Origin of the sequence: Pseudomonas sp. JL3, assembly GCF_031570575.1 — a bacterium.
In the GTDB taxonomy this organism is placed as follows: domain Bacteria; phylum Pseudomonadota; class Gammaproteobacteria; order Pseudomonadales; family Pseudomonadaceae; genus Aquipseudomonas; species Aquipseudomonas cucumis.
Window position 1 is genome coordinate 199,776 of sequence record NZ_JAKWJK010000003.1, and the last position, 13,220, is coordinate 212,995.

At 50.6% G+C, this 13,220-nt stretch carries 15 protein-coding genes; 6 read left to right on the forward strand and 9 right to left on the reverse strand.

What is annotated here, in order from left to right; genetic code table 11:
• Positions 1-11: 11 nt before the first annotated feature.
• The 7 genes from MMG91_RS07225 to MMG91_RS07255 form a co-directional block, all read right to left on the reverse strand.
• Complete coding sequence (locus tag MMG91_RS07225; RefSeq protein WP_019579157.1) at positions 12-389, reverse strand: Rid family detoxifying hydrolase; 378 nt, start codon at positions 387-389, stop codon at positions 12-14.
• Positions 390-491: 102 nt separating this feature from the next.
• Entirely contained in the window at positions 492-1,994 is a 1,503-nt protein-coding gene (locus MMG91_RS07230; protein WP_310659216.1) for an NAD(P)/FAD-dependent oxidoreductase, read from the reverse strand.
• Between the two features lie 278 nt (positions 1,995-2,272).
• Positions 2,273-3,583, reverse strand: coding sequence for an FAD-binding oxidoreductase (locus MMG91_RS07235; RefSeq protein ID WP_310659217.1), 1,311 nt, complete (start codon positions 3,581-3,583; stop codon positions 2,273-2,275).
• A gap of 72 nt (positions 3,584-3,655) precedes the next feature.
• Positions 3,656-4,321: an amino acid ABC transporter permease gene (locus MMG91_RS07240; protein WP_310659218.1), complete on the reverse strand. Its 666-nt coding sequence runs from the start codon at positions 4,319-4,321 to the stop codon at positions 3,656-3,658.
• A gap of 10 nt (positions 4,322-4,331) precedes the next feature.
• Complete coding sequence (locus tag MMG91_RS07245; protein ID WP_154862820.1) at positions 4,332-5,000, reverse strand: amino acid ABC transporter permease; 669 nt, start codon at positions 4,998-5,000, stop codon at positions 4,332-4,334.
• The gene (locus tag MMG91_RS07250; protein ID WP_007987612.1) at positions 4,984-5,787 is read right to left on the reverse strand and encodes an amino acid ABC transporter ATP-binding protein; all 804 of its coding nucleotides are present in this window, start codon (positions 5,785-5,787) and stop codon (positions 4,984-4,986) included. Before MMG91_RS07250 ends, MMG91_RS07245 begins: the two co-directional genes overlap by 17 nt.
• A gap of 46 nt (positions 5,788-5,833) precedes the next feature.
• Positions 5,834-6,655, reverse strand: a complete 822-nt coding sequence (locus tag MMG91_RS07255) for a transporter substrate-binding domain-containing protein (RefSeq protein ID WP_310659219.1) — start codon at positions 6,653-6,655, stop codon at positions 5,834-5,836.
• A gap of 275 nt (positions 6,656-6,930) precedes the next feature.
• Here MMG91_RS07255 and MMG91_RS07260 point away from each other — a divergent pair, with 275 nt between their 5' ends.
• Positions 6,931-7,434: an Lrp/AsnC family transcriptional regulator gene (locus tag MMG91_RS07260; RefSeq protein ID WP_008015727.1), complete on the forward strand. Its 504-nt coding sequence runs from the start codon at positions 6,931-6,933 to the stop codon at positions 7,432-7,434.
• Positions 7,435-7,479: 45 nt separating this feature from the next.
• On the opposite strand, the gene MMG91_RS07265 is transcribed toward MMG91_RS07260, so the two are convergent.
• Positions 7,480-8,091 carry an ACP phosphodiesterase gene (locus MMG91_RS07265; RefSeq protein ID WP_105347546.1) on the reverse strand — a complete coding sequence of 204 codons (612 nt, stop codon included), beginning with the start codon at positions 8,089-8,091 and terminating at the stop codon, positions 7,480-7,482.
• Between the two features lie 302 nt (positions 8,092-8,393).
• Here MMG91_RS07265 and MMG91_RS07270 point away from each other — a divergent pair, with 302 nt between their 5' ends.
• The 5 genes from MMG91_RS07270 (at position 8,394) to kefC (ending at position 12,824) form a co-directional block, all read left to right on the forward strand.
• The gene (locus MMG91_RS07270; RefSeq protein ID WP_008015729.1) at positions 8,394-8,726 is read left to right on the forward strand and encodes a carboxymuconolactone decarboxylase family protein; all 333 of its coding nucleotides are present in this window, start codon (positions 8,394-8,396) and stop codon (positions 8,724-8,726) included.
• 44 nt (positions 8,727-8,770) lie between these two features.
• Positions 8,771-9,895, forward strand: coding sequence for an alkene reductase (locus MMG91_RS07275; protein ID WP_105347544.1), 1,125 nt, complete (start codon positions 8,771-8,773; stop codon positions 9,893-9,895).
• A gap of 169 nt (positions 9,896-10,064) precedes the next feature.
• A complete protein-coding gene (locus MMG91_RS07280; protein WP_105347541.1) occupies positions 10,065-10,283 on the forward strand; it encodes a 4-oxalocrotonate tautomerase family protein in 219 nt (72 codons plus the stop codon).
• 191 nt (positions 10,284-10,474) lie between these two features.
• A complete protein-coding gene (kefF, locus tag MMG91_RS07285) occupies positions 10,475-10,996 on the forward strand; it encodes a glutathione-regulated potassium-efflux system oxidoreductase KefF (protein WP_105347782.1) in 522 nt (173 codons plus the stop codon).
• Position 10,997: 1 nt separating this feature from the next.
• Positions 10,998-12,824 carry a glutathione-regulated potassium-efflux system protein KefC gene (gene kefC / locus MMG91_RS07290; protein ID WP_310659220.1) on the forward strand — a complete coding sequence of 609 codons (1,827 nt, stop codon included), beginning with the start codon at positions 10,998-11,000 and terminating at the stop codon, positions 12,822-12,824.
• A 38-nt stretch (positions 12,825-12,862) separates the two neighbouring features.
• Here kefC and MMG91_RS07295 read toward each other — a convergent pair whose 3' ends face one another.
• Entirely contained in the window at positions 12,863-13,192 is a 330-nt protein-coding gene (locus MMG91_RS07295) for a thioredoxin family protein (RefSeq protein WP_310659221.1), read from the reverse strand.
• Positions 13,193-13,220: the final 28 nt, after the last annotated feature.

Sequence of the window (13,220 nt, forward strand, 5' to 3'; positions counted from 1 at the left end):
TAATTCAACATTCAGTCCAATGCGACAATTGCGTCTACTGCGACGAGGGCTCCTTTCGGAAGTGCGGAAACCTCGAACGTGGCTCGAGCGGGGAACGGTGAAGAGAAATAGGTCGCATACACTTCATTCAACCTGGCGAAATCACCTAAGTTCGTAACCATTATTGTTGTTTTGATAGTCTTTGAAATATCAGTACCTGCTGCTCCAGCAATCGCTGAAATATTGCTGAGGCACTGTTTCATTTGAAGCATGGCATCTTCCGCCACTAGCTCTCCCTTGGAAGGGTCGATACCGAGTTGTCCCGAAACAAACAGATATTCGCCATGGCATACTGCTTGCGAATATGGGCCGACGGCAGCAGGCGCTAACAAAGTGGAAATATTTTTCATAAAAACACCCTACCCTTTTTAGAATATTAAAATTCACAGCTTCGATATTAGTAAAGGTACCGATTGCCGATACCTTTCATGAACTGAACAACAACACTTAACTCAATCAGCGAAAGCTTTTCTTTTTTGAGTTGAATTATTGAAGGGAACGACCCCTACTATTTCAAGCTCAGCATAATCGGTAAATTTATTATAAATTTCTTCAGCATCCTCAAGATATAGCGATTTGGTGATACCACGAACCGCGCGAGGAACCGAATATCTAAAGCCGCTGATAGCGGAGCCGGAAAGCCCCATACTGACGAGCGCGCTATAGGTAAAATTGAATATCTTCGAAATGTAGGGAGTTTCCCCAGACCTTTTCTCGACAAACTCAAAATTCTCACCCAAGTAGGGATGACTGGAAATTTGAGCATCTTCCTCCCCATGAGCCGGGCTATATTTGTCTTGCCAGAGTGCTATGCTATTGGCAATGCTTGAAAGCTCCGGGCGTAGAGAAAAATCATTCACAAAACCGACGGCGACGATCAAATAGTCCACTTTGAGCTTGTCTCCAGACGCAAGGGAGACCTCAACTTGTTCTTTTCCGTCATCAATTACGAGTTTCACCCCTTCCCAGGCCGCATTGGTACGAACGCTTGCACCTTCTAGGCCTGACAATCGATTGTAGGCGTCCTGCGGAGCTGGAATGTTGTACCTGAACATATGCCGCATGTATTTCCACTTCAGGGAATCGTCCATATCAGCGTAATGATTAAGGAACCCTGCTTTTGCCATCCAGATCTGAGGATTAATACGCTGGATATCCTTGCGACGAATACAAACAGTTGCTTCTAACGCACCTGCCTCAAGCGCGGTCGAAGCGTTATCGAATGCAGATGCGCCTGCACCGAGAACAGCTATCTTCTTCCCTACAAGCTTGGAAAAATCAATATGCTCTCCTGAAGAAGCATATCGATCTTTGGGCAGTGCCGATGAGATAAAGTTGGGTACATGCCATGCCCCGCTGCCATCAACGCCCGTCGCAACAACCACTCTGCGAGCATAAACAAACTCGCGAGACGATATTTCCCCTCGACCGTCAAATCTGTTCAGCTCTAGTCGAAACAGTTTGTCTTCTGGAATAACGTTGGATACACCAGTAAGATTCTCGACTGGAATCTTCAGCGTATCGCGACACCATGTAAGATACTCTTGCCAGTCCCCTTTCGGAATCTTGACCAGCTCTTCCCAAGCCTCTTCACCGTATTTGGCTGTGTACCAGGCTTGAGGTGCAAGACTGGTTAAGGACGCATCAATACCTGGCAAATGCTTTACGGTACGCAAAGTGCGCATCCGCGCCGTATTGTTCCATGGGCCTTCCAGTCCCTTAGGCTGCTGATCAAAAACAACGATGTTATCAACCCGTTCGCGCAAAAGACCCGCCGCGATTGCCAGCCCGCCTTGGCCTCCCCCGATGATCGCCACGTCATAGACATGCTTGCCGCTAGGGTGCGTCTTGGGCAGCACCCAAGGGTCATGGGGAAAACGTAGAACATGGAGATCGGCCTGTACCCTGGACGCCAATTCATCAAGAGCACTACATTCTGTTGATTTCACACTCATTTTTCTTCACCTATCTACATAGATCCGAAATATAGGTCATCTCGTCGCAAACAGCCCTAGAGGCCACTCATATCGCTCTTTCGCTAATCCTGCTTGATAAAGTCAGTGTATTCTTCCTTCACTAAAAGCAGTTTCCAATCTTCACCGCTAAAGCCAAGCAAAACCGAATAGACTTCTCAAAAAAGCTATACTTTTGGAAATATTTTCCAAGTATTCGCTAATGCGTGAACAAAGACCTCCAACAACACTGCAGAGCCCACAAATTTTTTTCGTCCTGGTTACGTAAAAAGTAACGTATTGCGATAGAAACGAATTCCAGCGTCATACGCTTCTAATGCGATCTCACGCATTGGATATTTCGAAGACGTTCTTAATGGCAACGGAGTGATTACATCATCGCCGAGTGCGATTTTAGCCAGCATTTTTCCGAAATAGGCATTTGGCGCAATGCCTCGCCCATTACATCCGATGGTTGCAAAGATGCCCGGGCGCGGCTCAACGAGATGCGGCAATCTGTCGACCGTTTGGCCAAGCGTGCCTGACCACCGATAGCCCCATTTGAATGTAGGCGCGAAAGGATAGACAAACTTCATTGCGCGAGTTACCCAGTTATCCCCTTCCGAATGAATGGGAAGGAATCCAATAGATCCAACATGAAGACGCCCTACCGGGTCATATCTAAACCACAGCGGTATCTTATGGGTGTCCCACATGGCTATGTAGTGAGGCAAAATTCGCTCTCTCCACTCAGGAGGTAACGGATCTGCAGTGGCGATACCAAAAGCACCAAGAGGCATTATTTCCTCTTTGAAACCTGGTACCAGATCATTGCTGTATGCGTTGGTTGAGAGAATGACCTTGTCGGCTTTTATTGTCGTATTGCCGGTGGTAGCGACCCATCCGGTACCTGAAGGTTCCAGGGATGTCACTTTAGACCCGGTAGAAATTCTAAGACCTCTGGCGACTGCGGCTCGCGCTAACCCGCGCACGTAGGCAAGCGGTTGAAGCGTAAATCCGCGATGATCGATCAGTGCAGCTTTATATCGGGTCGATCCGTTCATCTCTTCGAGTTCAGAGCCATAGACCATCTGAACATTCGCGCCCAAGGCTTGCCAATCCGTGGCCTGGGTTTCGAGTTCTCGTGTTTTTTGAGGAGACGTTGAACAGCGGATGATAGGCCTTTCGTCAGCGGCACAGTCAATACCGTAATCGCGTATCAGTTGACGGACGACGTCAGGCGCGCTGCCCAACTCCTTCAAAAAGAGCTGACCGTAATCCGGGCCGAGCGCACGAAGAATTTGTTCCGGCGAGAGAAACTGACCAGGATTTACCTGCCCTGCGTTCCGTCCGCTAGCACCAGAACCAATTTCTTGGGCTTCAACCAATATTGTCCTAGCGCCGCGTTCTGCACAGTGGAGCCCAGCAGTCACGCCATTGAATCCGCCGCCAATGATCAAGACATCGCAGGACTCTTGCCGCGCCAGAATCACGCTTTCTGGCTTTTCCCCACCGGTCGCAGACCACATTGAATGGTTGATTTCAGATTCTTGTCCGCTAATGAAAGGTCTATCGCCATTAAACATAGTCATCCTACTTCGCTACGAGCGCTTAATTTATTAACTGTTTTCAATCGCTACAAAGGGTTGGTTTTTTTTGCTTAACTAAATAGCCATGGTATGCAAAATTTTCCGCTCCAGCGCCGTGACAGCGCGAGTAATAGGAAACGCAATTACAAAATAAATTACTGCAGCAGCGGTCAAGAGTTCCACCGGATGCCCTGTTCGGTTAGATATATTTTGACTAACGAACATCAAATCTGCCATACCCACAGCGGAGACGAGTGCACTCTCCTTAAACAAGCTAGTGCAATTCGATAAAAGCGTGGGAGCCGCTCTGAGGAGCGCCTGCGGTAGAAGAACGTACAATGTATGGACACGGTAAGTCAGTCCGAGAGCAACCCCCGCATCATGTTGTTCTTTACTAACGAAGCTGAACGATGCACGGAACGTCTCACTGGTTATCGCCGCCATATACAACGTAAGCGCGATGATTCCACAAGTCAGGTTCGAGAGTTCAACACCCAATAAAAGAGGTAAGCAGAAAAATATCCAAAACAACTGAATTAGCACTGGAGTGCCGCGAAACAGCGCCACATATACGGTACTAACCCCATATATAATTTTGTTTTTTGAGCTGCGAGCTATGGCCACGATAAAGCCTAAAGCGCAACCCAATACCACACAGATTACTGTGAGCTTTAGAGTTAATAAAAGGCCAAAAAACAACGCAGCCTTGTAATCGAAGATTACTGAAAAATCTAGTTCCATGGCCGCATCCTCATGAGTTTTCCGCTTTACCGCGGCGCTCTATGTATTCTACGAGCTGAGATATTGGGAACGATATCGCAAAATATATGAGTGCAATAACCGTGAACACTTCGATAGGGCGATAGGTATCGGTGGCCAAGATTTTTCCCATGTACATTAAATCTTGCAAGGCGACGATCGCAACGAGTGCCGTTTGCTGAAAAGCGCCGATACCATTTGCAACCAACACGGGTAGAGCCGATCGAAATGCTTGGGGCAAGACTACATAGACTGTTCGTTGAAACGGAGAGAGACCTAACGCAATAGTTGCGTCGTACTGATTACTTTGCACTCCCTGGATTGCCGCCCTGTACGCTTCTGCGTTGAACGCTGCGAGATTAAGTCCAATGGCCAAGATCCCCATCGTCAATGCGTCTATGTAAACATCGAAGATGATCGGTATGCAGTAGAAAAACCATACTATCTGGACAAGCGCAGGAGTACAGCGAAAGAACTCAATGAACAGAGTGAATGGCCAGCGGAGTATCGGATTGGGGCTCATTACCAGGAGCGCAATAACGAAACCCAGAGTCAATCCTATGATGTTCGCCGCCACGGTGAGCTGTAGGGTTACGACTAACCCTTTCAGTAGTGGCCAGAGCCCGTCCGCGATAAAGAACAAATCAAATTGATAGTTCACGTTTGACTCCTTCAGTCTCGCCAATATGAAAGACTCGCTGAATGAACTCTCTCGTTCGAGCTTCCTTCGGCCTACCGAGTACCTGCTCAGGAGGCCCGTCTTCGACCACTACTCCGCCAGCGCAGAAGATCACCCGAGAGGCAATGTTTTTGGCAAAGTGCATATCGTGAGTCACTATCACCATAGGCATGGATTGTTCAGCCAAATGCATAATGACTTGCTCGACTTCAGCGACAAGCTCAGGATCAAGAGCCGACGTAACTTCGTCGAACAGCATCAATTTTGGGTCGAGCATTAAAGCCCTAGCGATGGCCACTCGCTGCTTTTGTCCACCAGACAGGTGGGCTGGATAGGCTTTTTCCTTTCCTTCCAATCCAAATCTGACCAACAAACCACGTGCTCGCTGTTCTGCCGATTGTCTTGACTCTCCTCGAGCCTTGATCGGCGCAAGTGTCAGATTTTGTAAAATATTCAGATGCGGAAACAAAGTGTAATGCTGGAAAACCATACCGATGTTGCGACGAATATCCTTATCAATTACGGTTCTTCCGAACTTATCAGTCGTAATATAGTTTTTACCTTGAAACAGTAATTGGCCTTTATCAATATCTTCTAGCCCCATCAACACTCGTAGCAACGTACTTTTTCCGCCACCACTCGGCCCAATCACGACGACACGGTCACCAGGGCACATGCTAATGTCCAAACCTTGCAGCACAGGTTTTACGCCGCCTGCGTAGCTCTTGTGCAGCCCCTTCATTTCTACGAGATAGTTTGCATTTGCCATTAGCTTCTACTCCAAATTCAGACAGCCACTACCACTCACAAGGAAATTATTTAGTCTCGTGCGCAATAGCTTTCTTGATTAGCTCATCCATATGACCGGTCGCGACGGCATCATTGATATAAAGGTCTAATACTTGAAGATCAGCGTATGAGGTATCGCGCCGTAGGCCGAACGAAACCCCTTTTTTATCGATCGCTGGTACAGGTCTAAGAACTACTGCCCAGTCAGGGTGAGAAGCGGCGAAAAGGTCATTAGCTGCCGATGTATCGAAAATCACATCAGCTCGTTTTGACATAACAGCCAAACGGATTTCGTCGGGGCCAGGCAGCCGCATGATCGATGCGTTTTTGATGATGGCCGTTAAAGACTTATCCTGAGCCGTGCCAGATGACACCGCGATGGTGACTCCCGGTTGGTCGATATCAGCAACTCCCTTAGGCTGATTCGTCTTGGGATTTTTCTGGTTGTAAATAAAGGTCGATTCGGTAGCTGAAAGGTTTTTAGAGAACACGATAGAAAGCGCACGTTGCGGGGTAGCCGTAAGTGCCGGTGCCAAATCCCATTTTCTGGATTGCAAGCCAGCTATCATGTTGTCCCAACTGGTGTCCACAAAGACCGGCTTGACCTTCAGTATTTCAGCGAACTCTCTGCAAGCGTCGACAAAGAAACCTGAATACTCCCCGGTGGCCGGGTCTTTCATGATGTAGGGCGGAGCCTCCGCCGTGCCACATCGAATAGATCCAGATTTTTGGGCTGCGGCCCATATGCCATCCCCCTCTCCCTCGGCGTAAACGCCTGACGATGCGGAAACCACTCCTACTAGAACCAATGCCGGTAACAGACGCATGCCCATACGTTTGAAAATCATATCGGTATCTCCCAGTGATGCGCTGGCCATGCGCAGATTTGAGGGGATGGCCCTCTGAGCCTCTTGTTATTTTCAGCGCGCCCGCTTTGGGGCTGGGACGCACCTCTTTTTTTCTCCCTGATGAAGCACTCCGCTCGATCCGTCTCGCTGTTGAAAAAAGACTACCATTTGACAATAGGTAAACTATTGCAAAGTTTCCACACCTCAGCCTCTTGACTTGGAAGCTACTTCCAATGTTTTCTCTATCTGTGCAATATTTTTTCGAGGCTGTGTAAATGACCAGTTCTTCAAAGCTGCCGGATCGCTCCTCCCGTCTAGACCGTATCGATCGTCGAATATTGGCGGGCCTTCAGCGCGACGCTACTCAACCCGTAACCGAGCTCGCAGAGCAGGTCGGGCTTTCCATGACGCCTTGCTGGCGCAGAATTCAGCGTTTGGAACAGCAAGGTTTCATCAAGAAACGTGTCGCGATCCTCGACAGAACGACGCTGAATGCAAAAGTGACAGTATTCATCATGATCAAAACTCGAGAGCACTCCATTGAATGGATAGATCGTTTCTATCAAGCGACTCGCGATATGACAGAAATTGTTGATATCTATCGGATGAGCGGTGAGGTTGATTATCTGATCCGCGCTTTCTTGCCGGATATTCAAGCCTATGACGTACTTTATAAAAAAATCATCGGTCAGCTACCCGTAGCGAACATCACGTCCATGTTTGCAATGGAAGAAATAAAATCAACAAGCGAAGTACCGCTTGATTTTATTCCAGACTAAATCAGCTTCAGAGGCAGCTCTTCGTATCCAGACGAGCTGCCTGGTCTAAACGCTAACCATCGGAATTGGCAATTTTTTTCCTAATTCCGAACCGGGTTGGGCGTACTGCCACAGCAATGGATAGAACTCTAGGAAATCTGCACTTAGCGGCTCATACAGAGCTGTCAGCTCTTCGTATGCCCCACGTAAGCCTTCTGGTTGGGATAGGCGCGAGGAAATGACTTCCAGCCCATGTCCGATCATCGAAAAATCCCTATACGCGCCAAGCCAATCTTCCGAAATGATCAATGGCGCGATCTGGGCCAAGCGCTCCGGCAACGCGGGCTCATCCTCTAAAAGTCGGTAGATTTTTTGAGAAAAAACGTCCAGGGGCTGATCGGCGTATCGCTCCCAATCCCGCGCCAAGCAATGATCAAAAAACATGTCGAGGGCGATACCTGCGTAGCGACGTCTTGTGACAGGAAATCGCTCCAGCGCCCTTCTAACCAGTGGATGGGAATCCGTAAAAGCATCAATTCGCCGATGCAGCCTGATTGCCTCTTCAGTCTGCGTAGAGAAATTTCCTAAAAACGTCCCCTTTACAAAATCCCCATAGAGACTCCCCAGCAGCTGCTGTGGCTCCTGACCGCCTAAGTGGAGATGTGCAAGGTAGTTCATCAGCGACTCCTACTAACTATAGGGCTTTTGGGAGGGTTGATAGCGCTGGGCGCCGCCCGTCCGAGATCGGCCCTCTACATAAACGCTACCATTCACTAGGTAGGTCATCAATAGCAGATTTAAGGCCGACCAGTCATCCTAGCTGTGCAGCTACGTGTCGCCCGCAGTCACCTTCAAAATGACATGATGACGCCGATTGTCGTTTTTCTCGTTGCACGCCTACCAACTAGATGGTAGCGTATATTCAGATTCAAAATTATCCCCATGAACCTGCAGGGCGTTAACGCCCACGTGAGAATCCTATGCAAGATTGGAAGCAAACTCGTCAAGACATCAATGCGCGCCTGGTACAGCTGAATAGCCTGTCCCCTGAGACCTTGAAAGGCATGGCTTCGCTAGGAGGTGCTGGCGCGAAAACAAACCAGCTGGACGCCAAAACACGCGAACTGATTTCGTTAGCCGTAGCGGTGACCACCCGCTGTGATGGCTGCATCGCGTTTCACGCTGCAGAGGCCAAAAAGCTCGGCGTAACTACTGAAGAGGTGGCAGAAGCTTTGGGCGTAGCAATCAACATGAACGCAGGGGCTGCGCTGGTCTACAGCACTCACGTGCTCGACGCCTTCGACAAGTCATAAATCTTTCTTCGCCCTTCAACTCTTTAACGACGTCGAGATTAATCATGAATAAGCTGTTCACCCCTTACGATTTGTCAGGCATTGCGCTGAAAAACCGTGTTGTCATGGCGCCGATGACCCGCACCCGTACCCTGAACAACATTCCAAATGAATCCAACGCACTGTATTACGCGCAACGTGCTTCTGCCGGTTTGCTGATCACCGAAGGCCTGCCTATCTCCGACGAGGCTCGCGGCTATCTGTACACCCCAGGCATTTACGAAGATGAGCACTTGCCAGGCTGGCGCAAAGTCACTGAAGCCGTGCATGCCAAGGGTGGGAAGATTTTTGCGCAGCTCTGGCACGTTGGCCGTATGTCTCATGTTTCGGTGCATGGCATGGTGCCAGTCTCCTCGGGTACGGTGCCTGCGGTTGATACCACGGTGTATGCGTGGATCGAGCCTGGCAAATCAGGCCCGGTTCAACCCAGCGCACCACGTGCTCTGGAAACTGAGGAAGTAAAACGCGTTATCGCCGACTTTGTGAAATCTGCGCGGATGGCAATGGACGCAGGTTTTGATGGTATCGAAATCATGGCGGCGAACGGCTTTCTGTTCGATCAGTTCCTGAGCAGCGCCCTGAACACTCGAACCGACCAGTACGGTGGCTCCATTGCCAACCGTCAGCGCTTCCTGCTGGAGACCATTGACGCAATTGCTGCTGAAATCGGTAGTTCCCAGATTGGTGTCCGTTTCTCGCCGTTTGGCCGCCTGTATGACTTTGGCGTGTACGACGGTGAAGAAGAAACCTGGATGAGCATGGCGGCAGCCCTCAATGAACGGGAACTAGCGTTCGTTCACCTGAACTACCAACCAACCATCCTCGCCGCGCAAACACCTCCGGGTTTCGGCGCTGCATTCCGTGAAGCTTACAAAGGCACTTTGATGGCTGCTGGCGGCTTCACCAAAGAGATCGCAGAGTCTGAACTGGCCAAAGGTGAACTCGACCTGATTGCTTTCGGCACCGCCTACATTGCCAACCCTGATCTGGTAGAGCGTATGCAGAACGGCTGGCCATTGGCGGAAGGCGATCGCGCAACCTACTACGGCGTCAGCGATTCGATTGACAAGGGTTACACCGACTATCCGACTTACGCTAACGCTGCTCAGCCGGTTCCGGCCGAAGCGTAATTGCTTTAAGGCAAAGCCTACGTTGAGTTCTGCGTGGGCAGGCCTGTCGTAATGCGGAGCCTACCAGTCATGTCTGCTGTAAAGACCGGATAGAACCCGCGCCCCAAAGTCACGAAGATATGGGCGTCTTCGGTACTGACCTATAGCCCTTATTGAAATGGAGCACACTATGCCGTTAGTCATTATTAAAGGTATCGAAGGCGTCTTCACGGAAGAACAAAAAGCCGAGGCGATTCATAAAGTTACCGAGGCCATGGTATCGGTCGAAGGCGAAAACATGCGTCCCCTCACGTGGGTGCTTTTCGAGGAAGTCAAAAGCGGCAGTTGGGGCATTGCAGGAGAGCCAATCACCGCAGAGAAGGTGCTTAAGCTACAAGCTGGCAAATAAATTGCTGCCCTGATAATCAAGCCTTCTCTGGATTTGCTGCATCTCGTTCCTTGGGACTTGGCATCTTCTCCAGGGAGGGCTTTTTCATTCAAAAGGACATTAATTGGCCTCAAAGTGCTTGAACGAAAACCATCCTTTACATGGGGTGGGTTCTATCGCTCATCGACCTAACGGACATCCTGGAGGTCATCTTGATTCTTATCATTTACGCTCATCCCTACCCCGAAAAATCACTTGTTAATCAAGCAATGCTCGAACGCGTATCCGGCAATCCGGACATAGTCATACGCTCCCTGTACGACCTTTATCCGGACTTCAATATTGACGTTGAGGCTGAACAGAGAGCGGTCGATCAAGCACAGCTGCTCGTATTGCAACATCCGATGTATTGGTACAGCTCCCCGCCCCTTTTGAAATTATGGATCGATAAAGTATTCACTCACGGTTGGGCATACGGCAAAGGCTCTGTCGCCCTCAAAGATAAGAGGCTGCTGTGGGCCGTCACGACGGGTGGTGAGCACGATCATTTCCAAATAGGCGACCACCCAGGTTTCTCGGTGTTGGCTCAACCCCTCCACGCAACGGCAATCTATTGCAACATGCGCTGGCTGAATCCTGTCGTGGTGCACGGCGCGTATGCAGCTGAACCCGACTCCCTACACTCACAAATCGAGCACTATTACGCGCGCTTGGCCTCCTGGAAGGAAGATTGATATGGAGACTCACAGTCTGATTGAAATGCTCATTTACTTGGGCTCGGCTGCCTTGATAGTCCCAATCGCCGTTCGATTAGGACTTGGCCCGGTTCTGGGTTATCTATTGGCCGGCTGCCTGATCGGCCCGTGGGGCCTGAAGCTGGTAACGGATGTGGAATCCATTCTGCATTTTGCTGAAATCGGCGTGGTCTTGATGCTGTTCATCATTGGTCTCGAACTTGACCCCAAGCGCCTTTGGGCGATGCGCCGCATGGTGTTCGGTGGCGGTGCCCTGCAAATGCTTGCGTGTGGTACAGCAATTGCCGTGTTTTGCGCCGCACTTGGCTTGAACTGGACAGCAGCACTGTTGGTGGGGTTGACGCTGAGTCTGTCGTCGACCGCCATCGCCATGCAGGCCATGAACGAGCGAAACATGATCCCGACCGCCGTGGGTCGCAGCAGCTTTGCCGTGCTGTTGTTCCAGGACATCGCGGCGATTCCGCTGGTCGCGATGATTCCATTGTTAGCCGCAAATGGTGGTACGCCTACCGGCGCGGAACTCGCGTTGTCCATCGCGAAAATCGTCGGTGCGATCGTCGCGGTGGTGCTCTTAGGTCAGTACGTTTCCCGACCCGTCCTGCGCTTCGTGGCGCGCTCAGGCTTGCGCGAAATCTTCAGTGCCGTTGCGCTATTTCTGGTGTTCGGATTTGGGTTGTTGCTGGAAGAGGCAGGATTGTCCATGGCCATGGGCGCCTTTCTCGCCGGTGTCCTGTTAGCCAGCTCGGAATACCGGCACGCGCTGGAAAGTGACATCGAGCCATTCAAGGGACTGCTGCTCGGTTTGTTCTTTATTGGCGTCGGAATGTCGATCGACTTCGGTACGTTGATTGATGCACCGCTGAAAGTCTTGACGCTGACCTTGGGTTTTATCCTGATCAAGCTGCTGGTGATCAAGCTCCTTGGTCGCTTCTTGAGTGTCCCGACTGAACAACGCTCTTGGCAGGCGGTATTTCTGGGTCAAGGCAGTGAGTTCGCCTTCGTCGTGTTTGGCGCAGCAACGGTTGCCGGCATCCTGGTCGACCCTTGGGGTAAAAGCCTGACCTTGGCGGTAGCACTGTCTATGTGCGTCACACCTCTGCTGATCCTAGTGCTCAATCGCTTGGAGTCCGCAAGTAAACAGGGCAACCAAGAGGCTGACACCATCGACCAGCGCAATCCTCGGGTAATCATCGCCGGATTTGGTCGATTCGGCCAAATCGCGGGCCGTCTCTTAATGTCCTGTGGCTTTGAGGTAGTGGTGCTGGATCATGATCCCGATCATATCGAGACGTTGCGCAAGTTTGGGGTCAAGGTGTTCTACGGCGACGCGACCCGTCTTGATTTGCTGCACGCCGCCGGTGCTGCTCAAGCAGTGGTGCTGATCAACGCCATCGACAATCAGGAAGATAACCTGGCACTGACTCGGCTGGCCCAAGAGCATTTTCCCTCCCTGAAGCTGGTGGTGCGCGCTCGCGATATGGGGCACATCATTACCCTACGCCAGATGGGCATAGAGGCAGTTGAGCGGGAGACTTTTGAAAGCGCTTTGTCCCTTGGACGCAGAGCGCTGGAGCAACTGGGCGTCGGGCGCTACGAGGCCCGTGAACGCGCGGATCGATTCCGCCGCCTGAACCAGGAAATGCTTGAAGAAATGGCCGCGCAGCCCGAGGACGATACTGAGTTCAAGTACGACGCATACAAGCGGGCCAACGCCCTTCTGACGGAAATTTTCAACGAAGATCGAGCTCATCCGATCAATAACTGGCCGGATCAAAGTCGAGCCAAGGCGGAAGAGAAAGATAGCTAAACGAACGTCGAAAAATTTAAAGCCATTCTGAGGTCAGTCTAAAAGACGTCCTTTAAGTCAGCCAAGATTGCTTTCTTCAACGCGGCAACCGATCGAGAGCCGGCCAAGACTAAACGCAACCGCCCTTCGTGAAAAATCGCCAAGGATGGCACTGACCGGATACCGTACATTTGGGAAATCGTCGGCGAAACAGCCACATCAATCCTTCCGAAGGCCGCGCGAGAATGCAGCTTGTCAGCCAAGTCGTGAAAGACCGGCTTCATTTCCTGGCATGGCTTGCACCAAGACGCCGAAAACAGCACGACACTGCTGCCTTTTGCAACGAATCTGGCGAACTGTTCGGCTTTCAAGTCTACGATACGGTTCATTTGCACCTCACCCACAACACCACTTCAA